This is a genomic window from Chryseobacterium sp. OSA05B (genome assembly GCF_019970065.1).
Lineage (GTDB): Bacteria > Bacteroidota > Bacteroidia > Flavobacteriales > Weeksellaceae > Chryseobacterium.
Window position 1 is genome coordinate 1,107,996 of the sequence record NZ_JAHXYH010000001.1, and the last position, 19,927, is coordinate 1,127,922.

General features: G+C 37.3%; 16 protein-coding genes. 7 read left to right on the plus strand and 9 right to left on the minus strand.

All coding sequences use genetic code 11. The features are described from left to right. Nucleotides 1–12: 12 nt before the first annotated feature. Complete coding sequence (locus LC419_RS05070) at nt 13–462, plus strand: hypothetical protein (RefSeq protein ID WP_223606334.1); 450 nt, start codon at nt 13–15, stop codon at nt 460–462. 376 nt (nt 463–838) lie between these two features. Here LC419_RS05070 and LC419_RS05075 read toward each other — a convergent pair whose 3' ends face one another. Next, nucleotides 839–1,372, minus strand: coding sequence for a gamma carbonic anhydrase family protein (locus LC419_RS05075; RefSeq protein ID WP_223606335.1), 534 nt, complete (start codon nt 1,370–1,372; stop codon nt 839–841). A gap of 280 nt (nt 1,373–1,652) precedes the next feature. On the opposite strand from LC419_RS05075, the gene LC419_RS05080 reads away from it, so the two are divergent. Together LC419_RS05080 and hemH are read left to right on the plus strand one after the other, a co-directional pair. Then, nucleotides 1,653–2,531 carry a NifU family protein gene (locus LC419_RS05080; protein ID WP_223606336.1) on the plus strand — a complete coding sequence of 293 codons (879 nt, stop codon included), beginning with the start codon at nt 1,653–1,655 and terminating at the stop codon, nt 2,529–2,531. Between the two features lie 216 nt (nt 2,532–2,747). Beyond that, a complete protein-coding gene (gene hemH / locus LC419_RS05085) occupies nt 2,748–3,800 on the plus strand; it encodes a ferrochelatase (protein ID WP_223606337.1) in 1,053 nt (350 codons plus the stop codon). Between the two features lie 221 nt (nt 3,801–4,021). On the opposite strand, the gene LC419_RS05090 is transcribed toward hemH, so the two are convergent. Next, nucleotides 4,022–5,236, minus strand: coding sequence for a type IX secretion system plug protein domain-containing protein (locus LC419_RS05090; protein WP_223606338.1), 1,215 nt, complete (start codon nt 5,234–5,236; stop codon nt 4,022–4,024). A 70-nt stretch (nt 5,237–5,306) separates the two neighbouring features. Between LC419_RS05090 and LC419_RS05095 the strand changes: the two genes are divergently transcribed. Then, entirely contained in the window at nt 5,307–5,945 is a 639-nt protein-coding gene (locus LC419_RS05095; protein WP_223606339.1) for an MBL fold metallo-hydrolase, read from the plus strand. Nucleotides 5,946–6,229: 284 nt separating this feature from the next. On the opposite strand, the gene LC419_RS05100 is transcribed toward LC419_RS05095, so the two are convergent. The 3 genes from LC419_RS05100 to LC419_RS05110 are packed head-to-tail and all read right to left on the minus strand — an operon-like array spanning nt 6,230 to nt 11,415. Beyond that, nucleotides 6,230–8,686: a TonB-dependent receptor gene (locus LC419_RS05100; RefSeq protein ID WP_223606340.1), complete on the minus strand. Its 2,457-nt coding sequence runs from the start codon at nt 8,684–8,686 to the stop codon at nt 6,230–6,232. Nucleotides 8,687–8,704: 18 nt separating this feature from the next. Further along, complete coding sequence (locus tag LC419_RS05105; RefSeq protein WP_223606341.1) at nt 8,705–10,183, minus strand: trehalase family glycosidase; 1,479 nt, start codon at nt 10,181–10,183, stop codon at nt 8,705–8,707. A gap of 2 nt (nt 10,184–10,185) precedes the next feature. Then, a complete protein-coding gene (locus LC419_RS05110) occupies nt 10,186–11,415 on the minus strand; it encodes a sugar MFS transporter (RefSeq protein WP_223606342.1) in 1,230 nt (409 codons plus the stop codon). 123 nt (nt 11,416–11,538) lie between these two features. Between LC419_RS05110 and LC419_RS05115 the strand changes: the two genes are divergently transcribed. Beyond that, nucleotides 11,539–12,402 (plus strand): AraC family transcriptional regulator, encoded by an 864-nt coding sequence (locus LC419_RS05115; protein ID WP_223606343.1) that lies wholly within the window; start codon nt 11,539–11,541, stop codon nt 12,400–12,402. Between the two features lie 185 nt (nt 12,403–12,587). Here LC419_RS05115 and LC419_RS05120 read toward each other — a convergent pair whose 3' ends face one another. From LC419_RS05120 to LC419_RS05135, 4 genes are all read right to left on the minus strand, one after another. Continuing rightward, entirely contained in the window at nt 12,588–15,044 is a 2,457-nt protein-coding gene (locus tag LC419_RS05120; protein ID WP_223606344.1) for a M43 family zinc metalloprotease, read from the minus strand. A gap of 6 nt (nt 15,045–15,050) precedes the next feature. Continuing rightward, nucleotides 15,051–16,112 (minus strand): hypothetical protein, encoded by a 1,062-nt coding sequence (locus LC419_RS05125; protein ID WP_223606345.1) that lies wholly within the window; start codon nt 16,110–16,112, stop codon nt 15,051–15,053. Then, entirely contained in the window at nt 16,112–16,330 is a 219-nt protein-coding gene (locus LC419_RS05130) for a hypothetical protein (protein WP_223606346.1), read from the minus strand. The genes LC419_RS05125 and LC419_RS05130 overlap by 1 nt, the downstream gene beginning before the upstream one ends. Nucleotides 16,331–17,083: 753 nt before the next feature. Then, nucleotides 17,084–17,638 (minus strand): thioredoxin family protein, encoded by a 555-nt coding sequence (locus tag LC419_RS05135; protein ID WP_223606347.1) that lies wholly within the window; start codon nt 17,636–17,638, stop codon nt 17,084–17,086. 157 nt (nt 17,639–17,795) lie between these two features. On the opposite strand from LC419_RS05135, the gene LC419_RS05140 reads away from it, so the two are divergent. Further along, nucleotides 17,796–18,392 carry a TetR/AcrR family transcriptional regulator gene (locus tag LC419_RS05140; RefSeq protein ID WP_223606348.1) on the plus strand — a complete coding sequence of 199 codons (597 nt, stop codon included), beginning with the start codon at nt 17,796–17,798 and terminating at the stop codon, nt 18,390–18,392. Nucleotides 18,393–18,750: 358 nt separating this feature from the next. Continuing rightward, nucleotides 18,751–19,911 (plus strand): efflux RND transporter periplasmic adaptor subunit, encoded by a 1,161-nt coding sequence (locus tag LC419_RS05145; protein ID WP_223606349.1) that lies wholly within the window; start codon nt 18,751–18,753, stop codon nt 19,909–19,911. The last annotated feature ends 16 nt before the right edge of the window (nt 19,912–19,927 follow it).

Consider the following 19,927-nt stretch of genomic DNA (forward strand, 5'->3'; position numbering starts at 1 on the left):
AAGAAATTTATAATGAAAAAATTCTTGATCAACATTCCATTACTGGCATTATGTACTACACTTACCCTTGTTTCATGTAATACAACAAAAAATACCACTACCAATCTTCCTAAAGATATTTCAGAAAGGCCAGCTGATGAAGACAGCCAGAAATATGAACAGGCTCAGCTGGATAAGTTAAAAGCATTCATTGAATCTGATGCATCTAAAGAAAAATGTACTGATGCATCAGCATGGACTTTTGCTCCAATGGGAGCCAAAGCCTGCGGAGGACCTCAGCAATACATCGCCTATCCTAAAAAAATAGAATCTACACTATCACCAAGAATCGAAGAATATACTCAGAAAATAAAGACCTTCAATGAAAAATATAATATTACGTCGGACTGTATGATGGTCATGCCACCAACATCTATCAAATGTATCGCCGGAAAAGCCCTGCTCATAACACCGGAGCAGTAGAAAAAGAAAAAAATCAAAGCAAAGGTTATATATCCGTTGAATTATCAACAAAGCTCACTCAGGAGTTTATACTAAGGATTAAAAAAAGCTCTATCGCTATGATGGAGCTTTTACTATTGGTGGTTGGCTAGATTTCAGATAACAGACATCAGATGTCAGATGTCAGATGTCAGACTATTAACGGCAATGGTTTACTATTATTGGAACTGTCAATAGTGAATTTTATACTTCGGATTCAGATGTCTGATATGAGACCTTTTCTTAAAGAATTTTAGCAAGTGATAAGTTTCGGGATTCGAGGTTCGAACCAGCAACTGTTAACCAGCAACTGACTCTCCACTCATAATTCTAAAACCCTATACTCTCCACCTCAAAACTAGCTCCCTACCTCGAGATTCTCCTTATACCAGGAAGAATATTTCACATAATTATCTGCAATTCTGTTCACTTCTCCTTCCAGCAACTGGGCAGAAATATCTTTAATCTTTTTGGCAGGAACTCCGCCCCAGACTTCTCCGGATTTGATATGCGTTCCCTGTGTCACTACGGAACCCGCCCCTACAATAGAATTTTCCTCTACCAGGCAGTCATCCATTACGATAGCTCCCATACCAATCAGTACGTTGTCATGGATGGTACATCCGTGAACGATCGCATTGTGTCCGATGGAAACGTTATTTCCGATATTTAAAGGGTATTTCTGATAGGTGCAGTGCAGCATGGCATTGTCCTGAACATTTACTTTATTGCCCATCTTGATGTAATGTACATCGCCTCTTATCACTGCGTTATACCAGATACTGCAGTTCTCTCCCATGGTAACGTCCCCGATAATGGTTGCCGTTTCTGCCAAAAATGTGCCCTCTCCTATCTGAGGCTTTTTTCCTAAAAGTTCTTTTACAATTGCCATAATTTTGATTTGAAAATTTGAAAATGAGTTAATTGAAACTGTAAATTGTGCCGGTCTTCTATAACTTCTGATTTTTTAGTTGAATAAAATAAGCTTATTTGAAAATAGTAACTGTTAAAGTGTGATATGTGGCGTCTGATATCTCATATCTCACCTCTAAATTCCAGCTTCTCATCTCTAACCTCTAATTTTAAATGAGTGTGATAGCAAAAATCTAATTTCTAATCTCCAACTTCTAATTTCTAATTGCGTATTTTTGTAACTCAAATTTAACGAAAAAATGCGTACGATCCTTATAGAACCAACTGAAAACCCGAAAGTGATGAAATTTGTCGCGGATTATAACCTGATCCCGGGCTCTTTAGAGTTGGACAGAAGTTCAGATATTTCAGAAATTCCTTTAGCTCAGGAACTTTTCAACTATCCTTTTGTGGAAAGAATTTTCATTACTGCCAATTTTGTAGCGATAGCAAAACAGGACACCATTGAATGGGAACATGTAGCCGAGAGTCTTAAAAATGTCATCGAAGATGAGTTATTAGCCAATCCGAGAATTTACCTTCAGAAAAAGAAGGAAATGTATCAGATCTATGCAGAAATGACCCCTAACCCGAATGCCATGAAATTTGTTTCTAGCAAAATGCTTATTGACGGTTTTGTAGAAGTGAAATCAAGAGAGGCTGCAGAAGGAGTTCCTTTAGCACAAGCGATTTTTAAGGAATTTGATTTCGCTAAAGAAATTTTTATTTCTGATAATTTTGTGGCTGTAACAAGAGATGATTCTGTAGAATGGCATCAGGTGATGATGGCCGTAAGAGGTCTTATCGCTGAATATCTTCAGAATGGAGGAGAAATATCCAATCTTGAACCTCAGACTCATGAAAATCCTGTTGAAAAAATCATCAACAGAGATTATACGGACGACGAACAGAAAATTTCAGATATCCTGAATGAATACGTGGCTCCTGCCGTAGAAAACGATGGTGGAAAAATCTCCCTGATGGAATACGATCAGGAAAATAAAACTGCAAAAATGCTTCTACAGGGCGCATGCTCAGGATGTCCAAGCTCTACTGCTACTTTGAAAAACGGAATTGAAAACATTTTAAAACAATTCGTTCCGGATTTAGTTGAAAGAGTGGAAGCGGTGAATGGGTAACGGTTTTCGAGATTCGGGTTTTAGAGTTTCGAGTTGGAGAGTATGAGGGTCTGAAAGTTTATGAGTATAGAGTAGTTGCTGGTTCGAACCTCGTAACCCGCACCGAAACACTTGTTAATGCAATAAAGTCCAAGATAAAAAGTCTCATGTCTGATGTCTGGCATCTGATATCTAAATCCCCCTTATCAATTGAAATTATAATTAAAAAAAGAAGTTTTGCAGAAAGAATCCCTAAAGTCAAAAAAAGGAATTTTATTAGTAAATCTGGGATCGCCAAGATCCACGGCGGTGAATGATGTAAAGGAATATCTTGACGAGTTTTTAATGGATGAAAGGGTAATTGATTACCGATGGATTTTCCGCGCACTGCTTGTTCAGGGAGTTATTCTTAAAACAAGGCCCGCAAAATCTGCAGAAGCCTATAAAACAGTGTGGACAGATGAAGGTTCCCCTTTAGTTGTCATCACTGAAAAGATTCAGAAAAAACTGCAAAAAATAGTGGATGTTCCTGTAGAAATCGGGATGAGATATGCTCAGCCCAGTATTGAAGCGGGAATTCAAAAGTTAGTTGATCAGGGTGTTTCTGAAATCGTTTTGTTCCCACTGTATCCACAGTACGCCATGAGTACTACAGAAACAGTGATTGAAAAAGCAGAGGAAGTCCGTAAAAAGAAATTTCCGAAAGTAAAGATCAATTATATACAGCCTTTCTACAACAGGGACATTTACATCAACTGTCTTGCAGAAAGTATTAAAGAAAAACTTCCTCAGAATTTTGATGCTTTACAGTTCTCGTATCACGGGGTTCCGGAAAGACATCTTTACAAAACAGATCCGTCAAAGACCTGTAAAATTGACGATGCCAACTGTATCAACAGCCAGGTGGATACTCACAATGCCTATTGCTACAGGCATCAGTGCTACAAAACTACAGAAGCTGTAATCGCTAAAATGGGTCTTCCAAAAGAAAAAACCATCGTTTCTTTCCAGTCAAGATTGGGAAAAGACAAATGGATAGAACCTTATACCGATGAAACATTAGAAACGATTCCTAAAAAAGGAATAAAAAATCTGGCTGTTGTATGTCCGGCTTTCGTTTCAGACTGTCTGGAAACTCTGGAAGAAATTTCAGTTGAAGGCAAAGAACAGTTTGAGCATGGAGGCGGAGAAAACTTCCATTACATTCCTTGTCTGAATGATGAAGACCGCTGGATCGAAGTAGTAAAGATCCTCTGCGAGGAGAAACTGAATGACTTTTATCTGGTTTAAAAATATAAGGAGCTGTTTTATACAGTTCCTTTTTTTATTGACTTTGATTTTTAATTAAATACAAATGCCACAAATGATTTTCACCAATATTCACAGTCATCTCTACATCTGCGAAATCTGTGGTTAAAAAAGAAAACAAACAATATCCAAAAATTATCCGCACAATAAAAAGAGGCACTCATAATGAATGCCTTCTAATATTTTAAAAATTTAATGTAAAATTATTTCCCGATAGGTGTCCTGAATTCACCATATCCCATCAGCCCATCGTAATTACGTCCAAAAGGTGCATAATATAAAAATGCCTGATACAGGTTTTCCGTCTGCCAGAAATTACCGTTCACCTCTCCGAAGTTTAGTGAACCGTCGCTTTCTTTGGTAGCGAGAATGTAGTTGTAAAATCCTTGTTTCAAAAATATTTTGGCTACATATTTTTTATTGGCAGCATCGTACTGCATCTGGTTTTCTTTGCTGGGCTTAAAATTATTAAAACCTCCCAGTACATAGATTTCCTTATCCACAGGATCGGAATCAAGAGAAAAATAAACCCAAGAATAATCTCCTTCTCTTTCTGCATTTCTTTCCAGCCCTAAATCATTTCTTCTGTAGAACCAAGCTCCGTTAACATCTGGCTGATATTGGTAATTGAGTGGGAAAGCCCATACCGGATGCAGATAAGTTTGGTTTACGCCGTCTTTCAATTCTGTAGCTCTTACCATATCTGCGGCCATATTCATATTCTTGTTATCGAAATAATAGAATTCGTTATTCCCCGGGAATGTCAAGTTCATCTGTTGAAAAAGCAGCTGATTTCCTAATGTAGCACTGGGTTTCAAACCATTAACAACCACATTTGTGTTGTTGTTCTGCATTACATTCAACGTCATTGAATTGACATTAGAAGAAAGGTCTCCTGTTTTCGAAGTAGCTTTTACTTCAACCCTTTGATTCACATTGGGATTTTTGGCATCTGCAATTCTGGAGATATTCAAAGCAACTGTTGCGGCATCTTCCACCAGATAAAAACGTCTTTTGAAAAGAGGCCTGTCTGCTGAATCTTTATAAACAATCAGCTCAAAATTTCCTGAAATCTTGGGCTGTATTTTATCATTCGGAAATGTAAGCTTATAATGGGTATAAGCCTGCAGCGTATTAAAAGAATACTGGAACTGATCCAAAAGTCCGTTTAAACTTCCGGTTGCCATTTCTGTAAAAAACAGGTTGTCATCATTCCAGTTTCTGTCGTAATGCTTGATCGTGTATCTGTAAATCTCGCTGGAATTGGTAAGATCGTCAAAGCTTAAAACCAGCTGTTCACCGAACCTGATAACAGGTGTTTCATCGTTCGTCTGCGGATTAAAAAGCTGGATGCTCTGGATATTCTGACCAAAAACCAGTCCGCCCAAAGAAAGTAAAAGTATTCGCAAAGTTTTCATTATGACGAAGATAACGAAAAATCGGGATTTTCTTAATAATATCGTATTTTTGAAATAAAAAAAATCAGTTATGCTTCAGATCCAGGGCTTCGTAGTCAATTTTGCCAGTGAAAACACATACATCGTTTACAACGAAAATAAAAATGCCTGGCTGATAGATCCGGGAAATATGAATGAGCAGGAAACCAAAGCGATAGAAAGCTTTATTTCTGAAAACGGACTGAAGATCGAAAAGATTCTTCTGACGCATGCTCATATCGACCACGTTTTAGGACTTCAATGGGCTTTTGACACCTTCAAAGTTCCAGTTCACATGCACCAGGAAGATCAGGATGTACTGGACATGCTTCAGGCCAGCGGAATGAGATTCGGATTCACTGTTGATCCCGTAAAAGCAGATATTACCTACATCAATGAAGGCGACGTGCTTGAACTGGATGGAGAACAATTTAAAATCTACCACGTTCCGGGACATTCTCCGGGCAGCGTTGTATACCATAATGACCACCAGAAATTCATGATCTCCGGCGATGTCCTTTTCGAAGGCAGCATCGGAAGAACCGACCTTTACAAAGGAAACTACGAACAATTAATCGACGGTATCACTAATAAATTATTTATTCTGGACGACGAAACTAAGGTGTTCTCAGGCCACGGAAATCCTACGACGATAGGGTTTGAGAAGCAGTATAATCCGTTTTTTAAATAGTTTCGAGATACGGGATACGAGGTGCGGGTTTTTCGAGTTGGAGAGTTTTAGAGTTATGGGTGCGGAGTTTGGTTGCTGGTTGACAGTTGCTAGTTCGAATAGCGAAACCTGCATCCCGCATCCCGAAACTTTATGAGTTGCTAAAATTCACCATTTACTTGCGAAGCAAAATTCACCATTGATATTTTCTAATCTCACTCTCATGTTTGACATCTTCGCCACAAAAAATCAAAACCGCCAGAAAATATTCTGACGGTTTTTTTATGAAGAAAATAAATATAAGTTTAAAAATCTAATGTGATGGATGCTCTTGCAGCAGCGCCCATAATAGGTCTTGCCATTCTGATATTCGTTCCCGGTGTAATCTGGGATCTTGGATCTCCTTCTGTAATGCCAATCGTGTTAAATATATTCGTTCCGTCTACTGCAAAACGTATTTTCCCTAACTGATAAGACATTCCTGCACCCACTTCAGTGAAAGACGGCAGAACATTATCATCTGTATTTCCTTCGTTCTGGAAACGTTTTCCATAGTAGTTCATGCTTACATAAGCTCTCCATTCTTTTGTGATATTCACTGCTGGAGAGATATTGAAATAGAACTTAGGCATTCTTCTCACGGTGTTTCCATCGTAGTCAAAGGTAGTTCCGTCTGCATTTTTCCCTACGAAATCTTTGTATTTAGGATTTTGGATGGTTCCGTTGAAAGTCACTTCAAGAATATTATTGAAAAGTCTGGTGTATCCTTCGATTTCTACCCCGAAGTTCGTTGTGTTGGCGAATTTATTTTCTGAAGTTCCGTCTGAGAATACATCAGTAAATGAAAGGTTTTTAAGCGTAGAATAGAAAGGAATGATTCCAATATCAAAAGTACGTGAATAATATTTGTATCCCACTTCCAGCTGATTGGTATCAACCGCTTTGATGGCGCTCAGATCTGACATATTATTATAGTAAGCTTCTTCATTCGGAGATCTGAAACCGTGAGAGAAACGGGCGTATACCGCATTTCCTTTATTAAGCTTATAATTCGCGGCCAATGTATAAGATACTTTATTGATATCATAGTTCCAGTAAGTGTACTTATTGCCCAGTACCGCCATATTATCATCTGCTGTAGTCGTTGTAAAACTGTGGGTTCCGTCAGTCGTTAAACCGGAATTATTCAGATTTGCTGTGGTTGTATTGACTCCATATCCTTTATAATAATCACGGCTGTAACGCATTCCTGCATTAAGGCTTAAGTCCTCTGTAACATTATAATCAAAATTCAGATAAGCATCATTAAGACTTCCCTGGATCTGTGAATCTCTGATCAGGAAAGACATATCTTTCACCCCATTGTAGGTCTGAGAATATCCTGTAGCTGAAGGACTCATAGACGGATTCACCAGGTTTAAAAGCTCCGGTTTGTCTGAAGCAGTCGCTAAAACATTGCTCCAGTTCCAGTACTGATGAGATTTCCAATTTGATTTATAGAAACCTGCCGTTACACTTCCTTTGTCAAATTTATAATTGAACTGTAAATCATTTACGAAATTATTCATCTGCTTATCAATCGCCCAGAATCCTAATTTCTGTATATACTGAGGGTTCACAATAGCTCCATTGCTCACCAGAGAATACTGATAATTGCTCATTCCCAAACCACCTTCACTGGCAGGTTTAGTGGCATAATCAGAAGCCAGTTTAGGAGCTCCTGCAGGGAACATTCCCGTATACTCCATATTGATATTGGTATATCTCGTCTTGTTCAGAACGCTGAAATTATTTCCAAGATCATATTTAAATTCTGCACCCAGCACATCTACTTTCGGGTGAATTCCGTTTTCAAGATCTCTCTTAAAGAATCCGCCGCCGGCCTGTGGAATATTAAGTTGGCTTATGCCTCTGTAGCTGTAGGTCCCGTAGTTGGCATTAAAACCTGGAAATTCCTTCAGATCGTTTCCGTCCTGCAATAAAGGAATCGGAAGGAAGAAGGTGTTCCTGTCGTCCAGTTTTTTGTAATAGACTTTAGCATACCCTTTATCAAAAACATACTTAAGATTCATTCTGATCTGTCCGCCATTATTGGCTCTGAAACCTGTTTTTCTGATTCCGTTATCTGTTCTGTAAAATCCGCCAACGTTAAAGAAAAGTTTGTCCTGAACCAAAGCCCCACCTACATTGATATCCGTACGCATCAGTCCGTAAGTACTGGTTTCAAGCTTAGCGGTTCCTTTAAAATCATTACTCCCTTCTTTGGAAATAAAGTTGATCAATCCTCCGGGAGAATTGTTCGCATAAATAGAACCTGAACCTCCTCTCAGTGCTTCCAGGCGGCTCACCGTATTATCTACACGGAAGAAATTATCCGCATTTGCAAACTGCAGTGCTCCGTCTTCAAACACAGGAAGTCCGTCTTCCTGAACCTGCACGAATTCATAAGCTCCTGCAGAAGGAATTCCTCTTGCGAAAAGGTTGTTTCCCACTTCACCACCGGAAGTTTCCACAGCAAACCCGGGAACTCTCTGTAAAAGAGCGGCTGCACTGATAGGGTTCTGCTTCTGGATCTCTTTTGCCGTAAACGTAGAGATAGCGGTACTGGATTCTATTTTCTTTTTCGGGCCGGAGTTTCCGGTAATAACGATCTGGTCTATGGATGACGTCTTGATGGAATCCTGAGGAGTTTCCTGAGCATACGCATTGTTAAAGTAAAGCGTAGCGGTGGCAGCCATTAAAAATATCGATCTTTTTTTCATAGCATGATTTTTATATAGTTAGTTTTGTTTTAATTTGAGATAGACTCCGTTTGTCCATCCGAATCCGTCCTGATTCGGATACTCTCCTCCTCCCGCAATGGTTTCAGTGTCTAACGCGTTGTATTTTTCCATTAATTTTCCGGTGTTGCTGTACACCCTTTCCACATTTTTACACCAGTTATTTTTTATTTCCTCAGCCAGTTCATCGAAACCATAATTCTTCATTGCTTTATACCCTAACCACTGATACGGTGCCCATGCATTCGGAAGATCCCACTGCTGACCGGTTTTCTCTGTAGTCGTTACAAGTCCTCCCTGATAAAGGAATTTTCCTTTAATGTGTTGAGCAACAGATTCCGCCTGTGCCTGGTCTGCCAATCCCAGAAATAATGGGTAAAGAGCAGCAATATGTTCAGACGGTGTGTTTTTGTGTTTTTTTAAGTGATAATCTTTGTAACATTCAGTGTTTTCATCCCAAAAGTAAGTGTTGATCATCTGTCTGCGTCCTGCTGCTCTTTGAGTAAAATAATTTTCTTTTTCTGCCAGGTTCAGAAGTGCTGAAGATTGGGCCAGTGTTTTCTCTAAATGCCATAAAAGGCTGTTCAGATCCACTTCTGCAATATTCAGTGTTTCTATCGTCTGTATATGTTCTCCGTCTGCAAACCATCTGCTGGAAAAATCCCAGCCGGACTCACAGGCACTTCTTATATTTCTGTAAAATTCTTCGCCTGCATTTTCATTGTCTTCAATATCGATCAGATAGCTTTCAGGCCGGGGTGCGTTTTCTGCGTCATAATAACGGTTCAGAAGATCTCCGTTCTTCGTTTTCGCTACTCTCTTTACACTGGAATCATCCTCCAGCCATTCTTCCCCATTCATCCAGAAAGCATATTCTTTTTCCAGGGTATCGTGATATCGGGTATAAATTTTTTCGTCCCCTTCGGTTTCAAACAGAAGATCAAGCATCAGCGAAAAATACGGTGGCTGTGAACGGCTCAGGAAATGAGTTCTGCTCGCATTCGGAACAAATCCTACATTCTGAATTAAATAAGAACAGTTTTCTACAATATTTTCCATCATTTCTGTTCTCCCCGAAACCTGCAGCCCAAGCATAATGAAATAACTATCCCAGTAAAAAAACTCATTGAAACGGCCTCCAGGTACGATATAAGGCTTGGGAAGTTTCAGTAAGGTTCCTTTCTCTTCATAAGCTGTGCGCGTCAGTTCATCCCAAAGTTTTTCGATATGCTGATCAATTGGCAGCTGATTTTCTCTGTGGATAGAAATTTTGGCTCCCAGGAAATCAAAATTCGACATCACAAATTCTTTCAGATCAAATCCCTGACTTCCTTTTTTCTTTTCATATTCCGCATTGATCTCCGAAACAGGAAACATCGGAACTGCATCAGTCATCATCTTCTGGTCTTCAAAGATCTCTGCTCTCTGTACATCATCAAAAAGAGTCTGGATTTCGTTTATGTAAAGCTGTTTATTCATTATTATTTCTTAGGATTTATTTTTAATTTATTCATGCAAATCGCCGAAATGATCAGCAGTAAAAGCGGGATCAGTGAAAGATAAAATGCTTGCTGTCCACTGAATTCCTGGAACACAAAACCGGTAATCATAGAACCTATCGTTCCTCCAATGGCAGAAAAAACTACGATCAGTCCGGCCATGGCGCTGTGTAAATATTTTGGAATGGATGCCAGGATCACAGAATTGATACTTGGATAAATAGGTGCTAGCAAACCTCCCATCAAAGGAAATAAATACACGACAAGCGGAGCATTGAACCAACCCGTCCCTTTATCAATCTGAATATTGTGGGTTAATGGCAGAACCAGAATAATACTCACTGCAAAACCAATCACGCAAAAGGAAACCACATAGATCCAGCTGAATTTCTTAGAGAAAAAGCCTGATAAAAATCTCCCCAGTGCAAAAGCTCCGGCTAAAACAGCTCCGGCCTGGATACTCATCGACGTCGGAAGTTTTAGAATTTCTTTATAAAAAGTAGGCGTCCATGTCTGAAAACTCTGTTCTACCAATACAAATAAGAAGGCACACAGAAGAAAAAACAATACTTTTTTATAACTGAATAAGCTGATACTGTTTCTCAGATCTCCCAGTAAATCGGTTTTCTCGCTTCTTGCTTCGCTTTCATTTAATTTTGAAATGAACAAAAACAAAAATGATAAGGTAGACACCGCACCCAACACCCAATACACATTCAGCCATTGAGTCGATTTCGGATTATGATCATCAATGAACAGACTGAAAAGTACATTTCCCGCCAGCACACCGATCATAAAAAAGCCTTCCAGAAAGCCCATAAAGCTCGAATGTTCTTTATCTGTATTTGTCACAAGGCCAATAGAGGTAAAGACTGAGATTTTTATTAATGCAAATGAAATTCCCACAATGGCAAACAGCAGTTTGAAAAACCAAAAGTCATTGGAAAACGGCATCACAAAACACATGCAGCTCACCATAAAAAGGGCAATAAGCATTGATTTTTTGATTCCTATTTTGGGAAGAAATGACGCCAGAATAAATGAACATATGGCAATCGGGAGGTCCTTAAATCCTTCCAGAACACTGGCTGAAGATTTTGAGATTCCGAAGTTTTGCTGTACCTGCAGAATAACGGTTCCCACGGAATTCAAAAGAATTGCGAAAACAAAATAGTTCAAAAACAGGACGGCTTTAATATTGAAATTTTTCATGGAGATCATTTCTTGTCGGCTAAGATAGAAGCATTTCGCTTAACATTAATTTAACACAATAAATCAATATTTGAACTATATTAATATAATTAGTATTTTTATTGAATAAATACGATTAATGAAATGAAAGTCAGTTTTGAAAGAATAATCGCGAGTGAAAAGAGTTCCTTCCGCACCCTGCACAACAATTCGCCTATCTGCGAGTTCAAGTGGGAATACCACTACCATCCCGAAATTGAGCTGGTATGTGTCATTTCCGGTAACGGAACCCGCCATGTTGGCTATCACAAAAGCAATTATACGAATGGAGATCTGGTATTGATAGGTTCCAATATTCCGCATTCTGGTTTTGGATTAAATTCTACGGATCCCCATGAAGAAATTGTCCTTCAGTTCAGGGAAGAGATTCTCCAGTTTCCTCAGCAGGAAGTGGAAGCCCGATCGATCAAAAATCTGCTGGAACTTTCCAAATATGGAATTCATTTTCATCATAAGATCAAAAAAGTGATGCTTCCCAAACTGAAGCTCATGCTGGAATCGGAAGGCTATAAAAGGTATCTATTGCTGCTTGAGATTTTATTTGAACTTTCAAAATGTAAGGATTATGATCTTTTGAACAAGGAAATCATGCCGTACACCATCATCTCAAAAAATAAAACGAGACTTGAAAATATTTTCACTTACGTAGAGCATAATTATGATAAGGAAATCAATATTGAAGATGTAGCAAAGCTAGCCAATCTTACACTGCCGGCTTTCTGTAACTTTTTCAAAAAAGCGACGCAGATCACTTTTACTGAATTTGTGAACCGCTACCGTATCAACAAAGCCTGCCTGCTGATGGCGCAAGATAAGAGTATTTCAGAATGCAGCTACAGCTGTGGATTTAACAATGTGACTTACTTTAACCGGATGTTTAAAAAGTATACGGAGAAAACACCTTCTGAGTTTATTAAGAATTATTCTCATAATAAGGTGAGTGTATAATTGCTGAAGTTCGGATCTTTCTGTAGTTGATTATTAGAGTATTCGGTAGATTTCATTGTAAGCTTTTCATATTTTATATATTTCTTCTCCGTTGACAAGCTTATGTCAAAAGAAAGGCCCGGATTATACAATCCAGGCCTTTTCTCATACAGAATGAACAAGTTATTATTTATAGATTTCTTTGACTAACGTGGTAAGATTTTTATTTGCTTCGTTCTACCCTCACCTATATAAAATAATATATACAAACCGCTTCTATCAAAAACAGAAGATTCCATCTGGAAACTGTTGGATCCTTTTTCTACTGAGATATTTTTTTCATACACCATAATCTGATTATTGTTAAATACTTGAATTTTTGCCTTTTCTACTCGATCAGAAACAACTTCCAAATTATAATTTTCTCCTTTAGAATTAGGATAAATCATTCTAACAGAAAGGTCTGAAACAGGTTCATCTCTTTTCTTTCTAAATTCCCCTTTTCTCTGATCATGTACAACCATATTTATAGTATTTGGATCAATACTTGCATCATGGGCACTAATGATATTGAATAAACTTGGTTTTGTATTTATTCTTGTACTCATACGATCAGCCTGTCCTTTAGTAAACAGCCATCTGCATGGACCATAATCCATAATATTTTCTATTTGTCTTCTTGTTCCGGGGCATGAGGGAGCGTTCTGACAAGGGTTGTTTATCCCATGTGCATTTGGGCTATCATCTGTTAAATACCAAAGAGCACCATCAGCCGGCGGCGTATCTGAAACATGATCACCACCACCCGTTTCTGCACAGCCACCTTCGAAAGGATGGTCCAGATCGAAATAATGACCAAATTCATGAGCAACGGTACTTCCAGGAGTTCCATATACTGCCGCATCATCATTGAACATCCTGTTATAAGAAAAAACAGTGTAGTCTGAATTTTGAATCGTATTATGTCCATTATTTGACATTCCCCGAATCACCCTTACATTATTTGTGTTTGCCGGATAATATCTTGACAAAGAATGTACATAAATTAACTGCATTGTTTGATCATTATTTTCATTTACCTTAGCTTCTGTCTTGTATGCATTTTCTTCTGAAGATACTTGATAATTATAATTTTCCTTAGTTCCTGTTTTTATGATCAAATCAACATCTTTAAACAAAATTCGTGGGTTCCCAACTTCTGCTGTAATTTGAGGATTTTTAATATTTCCTGTTTTTGCAGAATAGTATGTATTGGCTTCTTTTATATAGCTTCCTATTTTATCTTTATAAAAATTAGCATCTCTATGTTCGTTAGGAGATTCTAAAATAGTAACTTTTAATTTTTTTACAATTTTATACTGTTCAGGACCTTTTCCATCATCCACTAAGTTTAATACCGCATCGTTTTGTACACCTGGTATTTTAAAATCATAGAGGGTAGCATCTTTAATTGTTACCTTTAAAATAACGGGTTGTTTTCCTGATTGAATGTCAGTCACAACGCCCTGACATGGGTTAGGTGCGTTCCAAAAAATAGAATTAACTTTCCAGCCAATCCAATAAAAAAATCTTACAGGGGCCCAGTCACAATCAGAAGTCCTCCAACCATTTCTGGTATTTGCTCCTAATTGCTTTACATTATTTGAATTGGTTTCTCCCAGTTCTTTGAAAGAACCATCTGAATTTATACCAAATCCATATGGAAGCTGAATTGTTTTTTCAACGTATTCATTAACACTATTGACATCACTATAGGCACTATATACTAATTTGGGCCTGCCTGAACTCCCAAAATGTATTAATTTTTGAATTCCATCAGCCTCATTAATATCATGAGCGTAAGCTTCAACTGTAATTTTTCCTCCTGGCTTATCAATTGTTCCTTTAATCCCTCCGGTCAAATCAGGATTTAAGGTAAGTAAACTGCTATAATCAAGTGTTACCATATCAGACTGAGCAATACCAAGATCAGCTTTGGGGTTTAATGAATAAAACACTTTTTCTCCAACCACTTTAATTTTTTTACTCTTATACACTCTAGGAGCATTGGAAAATCCTGTAATCTCGTTAAATGGCGCCGATAATTTATACTTTGGAACATAGTAAAAACCAATCTTTTCTAATTCAGTTTCTAACGTTGTAACTGCAGCATCCGAACTGCTGAAGCCATAGATAATAATTTTTCCAAACCCGTCTTTGCGAATCATTCTGGCCATTTCTTCTGCTGTATTCTTTTGGATAGGTGCTCCCATTAAGGTAATGGTACTTACTTTATCATTGGCTACATACTTTGAAAGATTTAAGTCTCCAGTATAAGATTTTACCGGAATTCTATTCGGTATTTTCTTATCCCTATCAGGACCATTACTTACCCGCTGGTATTCATGGTTAATATTGTATGCACTTTTAAAACCTGAAACCAATGCATTATCAACGATTCGTCCTTCACCATAAAAATCAATTAAGTCTATGAATGACGATGGTTCCGGTATTGAATTTACATTTCCAGCAGCATATTCCTGCTGCGAATATGGATATGCTAAATCTATATTAGTTGTATAGTTTGGGTTACTACTTGTGAGCCACTGGGCTCTGGTAGCACCCTGCGAATAGACCTTCGCGATACTTATCAATATGAGAATAAATAATAAACACTTTTTCATATCTTATTATTTATTTTTTAAATCAGTTAGTTTTTCTTCCAATACTTTAATTTTTTCATTTAAAGAAATCGTATGTAAAGTCAGTTCTTCTATTTTCTGCATAAAAATCATATTCATCTGATGGGCAGTGTACCCTTTCTCTTTAATACTTTTTTCAGAAGGAACATTGGGCAAATGCTTATTTTGCTCGATGTGTGATTTCACTTCCTCTAAGCTCATTAGATCATAATCTGCATTGAAAACATCATCTTTCCATGCGGCAACATTAGCAAATGCAAAATCCTCTGAAACAATTCCATTTTCCACCCAAAGACTGTATTTATCCAGATATTCAGGTTTAAATTTTAATAGGGAACCTACTGCGGCCAGATCTGCTTTTGGACCAATATAAGTAGCTCCAGCAACTGTTAAGGCAGCATGAGTCACCTGCTTATCAGTATTTATTGAAACTTGTGCCAGATCATTCTCTTCACCATAATCGAAGATCAATTTTTTTGAATTGATAGAAACATTATCATTATTATCTCCAATAGTTATTTTATTGCCTGTTGCAGAAGATAAAAACATTCCATTTTCATCACCATTACTGGTTAAATTTGTGCTACGATCATCAGTGTGAATAATAAAATTATCCCATATGTTGTCATATCCGGAAACATAAGATTGAATCCTAAAATCACCTGCAACATGCAGTTTTGAAAGAGGTGATTGAGTTGCAATTCCCACATTCCCCTCTTTTGTAATCCTCATAAGTTCGTTTCCATATGCAGGTGAATTACCTTGATTGGTGATATCAGCACCATTCGAATTTATAAAACGAAACCCGTTTGAATATGAAAAAGTGGAAGAATTACTTGGTGCTTTAGGATTAATTGAAAAATTTAAAAAATTATCTTTACCATAAAATATAGAAGATCTGGCATCACCAGCCTGAAGAAAAATGTAGGGAAAAACACTTTCATTTGAAACAGACGATCTCTTATCATTTGCCATTAGAGAAAATACAGCATTTTCATTTGTAGTTGGTATTTCCAGGAATTTATTGTTTGAGTTTCTTCTCAACTCCATCAATAACTGTGAAAAATTATCCCCCCATTGTTCCACCACCTAAAACCACTTCCATCAGGTTTGTTATTATTGTCATCAATAGTCCATGACCAACCAGCGGAGGTAGTATAATCATCTTTTGAGTCATCTGAAACTGCACTTTGAGCTGTAACATTTGAAAATAATGACATTGAAATAGTAACTACTAAAAGCTGAAGTTTTGTTTTTTGTTGTTTCATTTTTTTGATTTTAAATATTGTTTTGAAAAAATTTGTGATCAACTCATTAAAAAGGAAATCAAATAAATCACTGATTATGTTATCGTTAATCGAAACAATCGTTGTATTAAACCTTTCATACATCTTATCGTTATTCTTCTTTGGACTCTACATTCATTTAATGATTACCTTCTTTCGCAGGACTTTTATCAATCCTATATATGGCATTCATCAATGAGTATTGAAAAAGTCATCATCTTTTTGCTTGTCATGGAAAGAGAAATCCAATACGCTGATATTCAATATTTTTTTCATTACATAATGAATTATTTGACACAGTAAAAATCTATTATATTTTTCGCATAAAGCAGTAGATATATGCTATATACAGGTATATGTTTTCCATATTTTTTTGAACTAGCATTGAAAAATTCAATAAGTAGAACAATTCACAAAAGAATATTTTTTTTAAGAAAATGCTAAGGATAGATATGGATGCAAAATAGTCACGCTGTAATCGAATAGAAAATCATTGTAAAGATATCTAATTGGTAAGCCAGGATTAACGCTAATATTAAATGGGAAATGACATAAGAAAATCGGACATCCAGTACTTGAAATCAATCAGTAAACAGGAGTGGATGAAGGTTATTGTCGAATATTTTATTTCTTCTGAATTTCACAGAATTTTACGCATAAAAAAAAGCCGCTCTTAAAAAAGAACAGCTTAATACTATATATATGACGGCTAAAAATATTCAACCATTCATCATATTATTTCCATTTGATATTGCATCCCATGCTTGGTTTCTGAATCTCTTCCTGTGGCTCACCCGACAGAAGGTTTTCAAAAGCGATGATCAGATCTTCTCCGGTTACATCTTTGTTGTTTCCGGGTCTTGAATCATCCATCTGTCCTCTGTAGATCAGATCCAGTTTATTATCAAAGAAATAGAAATCCGGTGTGCATGCTGCATCGTAAGCTTTGGCTACAGCCTGGCTTTCGTCATACAGATATGGGAAATCAAAATTTCTTTCGATCTGGAATTCTATCATTTTTTCTGGAGAATCTGCCGGATATTTTTCCACATCATTGGCATTGATTGCAATGAATTCAATCCCTTTTTCATTGTAGTCTTCATACAGTTCGTTGATCTTGTCGATCACGTGAAGAACAAACGGACAGTGGTTGCACATAAAGATTACCAGTGTTCCTTTCTCACCTTTAAGATCTTCCAGAGATTGGATCTCATTAGTTTTTGAAGGGTTCGGAAGCTCGAAAAACGGAGCCTTTGTTCCTAGAGCCAGCATATTTGAGGGAGTATTCATATCCTTTATTTTCTTTATCCGCAAAGATAAAGTTTCTTTTAATACAAGCCAATTCAGTAATTTATAAACTTGCGTTAAATGTTAATTATTAAATATTATTTGGAAGATATACTTAAAAGTTTGTAGTTTTGCTAACACTGTTAGTAAATAAAAAATCATGGGCCTACATGAACGTCGCCAAAGAGAGAAAGAATCCATACGTGCAAATATTTTGCAGGCGGCTTTTGGTTTGGCTAAAACAGAGGGCTGGGCTTCATTGTCTATGCGTAAAATCGCAGATGCCATTGAATACAGTGCTCCTGTAGTGTATGATTATTTTGAAAACAAAGAAGCTATTTTGTATGAAATTTCTATCAACGGCTTTCATTGTCTTCACATAGAGTTGTTAAAAGCTCAGCAGAAATTTGATACCCCGGAAGAGCAGCTTACTGCCATAGTAGATGCTTACTGGGATTTTGCTTTTAAAAATAAAGAATACTATCAGCTGATGTTCGGTTTAGGAATGCAGTGCAGCGGTAAGGGCCAGATGAAAGAAGAGTTTTCATCATTCCAGGACCTGATCTATGAATGTACCTTCAACATCATTAAGAAGAACGGATCCAATCCGGACAATGCCTGTCATATGTCCCACGCTTTATTTTCAGCGGTGCATGGTTTGATCTCTATTATGATGATGCGAAATACAGATATTCCTTCTACGATGAATAAAACGACTTTAGACGAAACGGTTTCTGCTTTCGTTAAGTCTTTGTAAATTTTTTTTGAACCAAAAATTAACACCGTTAGGAAATATAACATCGAATATCCGTTAATTATTCAGTTAAAAACTAAAAAAAGTAACTATGGAAACTATAATTCAAAATTTCAGGAGAGCTTTCACCATCTACTTAACACTGTTAGATAAATTAACACATACTTAATACACCTCATTATATATAAATCAACATTAAAAAAAGGCAAACAATTATGAGAATGACGATCTAAACCCTTTATTAAAAATTCTGTAATTTTTTTTGAACTTAATATTAACACTGTTAGGAAATATATCAGAATTAATTTAAAAGAACACTATTACTTAAATCTAACACTTCATTAAAAAAATTAAACCCACAATGAAAATACCTGGAAAAATAAGGTTTATCGTACTTATATCAAGTATTATCCTTTTGCAGAACTGTACACAAGCAGCAGAAGGTTCCAATGCAGCACCGCCTGCTCCGGAACTTCCGGTTTACACCGTGATCACATCTCCAGCGACAACATATCAGGAATTTCCTACCGCACTGGAAGGTAAAAACAATGTAGAGATCAGATCTCAGGTAGACGGATACCTGGACAGAATCTATGTGGAGGAAGGTTCTTACGTAAGAGCCGGACAGCCATTATTTAAAATAGATTCAAGAGCGTATGGCGAGCAGGTGAATATGGCGCAGGCCAATCTTCAGGCAGCTAATGCCAATATCGAGAAAGCTAAAGTGGAAGTTGACAGGCTTCAGCCGTTAGTAGCTGCAAAAGTAGTTTCCGACGTACAGCTTAAAACTGCAAAAGCCAATTATGCAGCTGCAGTTGCTGCTTCATCACAAGCCAAAGCTTCAGTAGGAAATGCTAGAATCAATGTAGGATTTACAACGATCGCAGCACCGGTAAGCGGATACATCGGAAGAATTCCTTATAAAAAAGGAAGTCTTATTTCAAGAACTGATGTTAATCCATTGACATTACTGTCGGATATCAGTGAAATTTATGCTTACTTCTCTTTAAGTGAACTGGATTTTATCGCGTTTCAGAAGAAATATCCGGGAGCAACTTTGGATGAAAAACTGAAGAATATGCCAATGGTAGACCTGGTGATCGCAGACAACAGTACTTATCCTCAAAAAGGAAAAATGAGCATTGTAGACGGTCAATTTGACAAAACTACGGGAGCTATCAGCGTTCGTGCCGTTTTCCCTAATGCACAGGGAGCTTTAAGAACCGGAAATACAGGAAGAGTGCGTATGCCTCAGATGCTTTCCAATGCCCTGATCATTCCGCAGGAATCTACTTTTGAAATTCAGGACAAAACCTATGTATATATTTTAGGTAAGGACAACAAAGTAACCAGCAAACCGATTAAAATCTCAGGAAAGACCGAGAACTATTACTTTATTTCTGAGGGACTTTCTTCCGGAGAAAAAATCGTCTACACCGGAATCGGAGCTTTAAAGGACGGCGCTTCTATCAAGCCTAAAGCAATCTCTGCCGACAGCTTATTGAGAGCCAGACCTTTGTAATCTATTCCGAATACAG

Coding starts and splice junctions, on each gene's coding strand:
- LC419_RS05070 (WP_223606334.1), top strand. CDS start 13: ATGAAAAAATTCTTGATCAACATTCCATTACTGGCATTATGTACTACA.
- LC419_RS05075 (WP_223606335.1), bottom strand. CDS start 1,372: ATGGCAATTGTAAAAGAACTTTTAGGAAAAAAGCCTCAGATAGGAGAG.
- LC419_RS05080 (WP_223606336.1), top strand. CDS start 1,653: ATGCGTACGATCCTTATAGAACCAACTGAAAACCCGAAAGTGATGAAA.
- LC419_RS05090 (WP_223606338.1), bottom strand. CDS start 5,236: ATGAAAACTTTGCGAATACTTTTACTTTCTTTGGGCGGACTGGTTTTT.
- LC419_RS05095 (WP_223606339.1), top strand. CDS start 5,307: ATGCTTCAGATCCAGGGCTTCGTAGTCAATTTTGCCAGTGAAAACACA.
- LC419_RS05100 (WP_223606340.1), bottom strand. CDS start 8,686: ATGAAAAAAAGATCGATATTTTTAATGGCTGCCACCGCTACGCTTTAC.
- LC419_RS05105 (WP_223606341.1), bottom strand. CDS start 10,183: ATGAATAAACAGCTTTACATAAACGAAATCCAGACTCTTTTTGATGAT.
- LC419_RS05110 (WP_223606342.1), bottom strand. CDS start 11,415: ATGAAAAATTTCAATATTAAAGCCGTCCTGTTTTTGAACTATTTTGTT.
- LC419_RS05115 (WP_223606343.1), top strand. CDS start 11,539: ATGAAAGTCAGTTTTGAAAGAATAATCGCGAGTGAAAAGAGTTCCTTC.
- LC419_RS05120 (WP_223606344.1), bottom strand. CDS start 15,044: ATGAAAAAGTGTTTATTATTTATTCTCATATTGATAAGTATCGCGAAG.
- LC419_RS05125 (WP_223606345.1), bottom strand. CDS start 16,112: ATGGAGTTGAGAAGAAACTCAAACAATAAATTCCTGGAAATACCAACT.
- LC419_RS05130 (WP_223606346.1), bottom strand. CDS start 16,330: ATGAAACAACAAAAAACAAAACTTCAGCTTTTAGTAGTTACTATTTCA.
- LC419_RS05135 (WP_223606347.1), bottom strand. CDS start 17,638: ATGAATACTCCCTCAAATATGCTGGCTCTAGGAACAAAGGCTCCGTTT.
- LC419_RS05140 (WP_223606348.1), top strand. CDS start 17,796: ATGGGCCTACATGAACGTCGCCAAAGAGAGAAAGAATCCATACGTGCA.
- LC419_RS05145 (WP_223606349.1), top strand. CDS start 18,751: ATGAAAATACCTGGAAAAATAAGGTTTATCGTACTTATATCAAGTATT.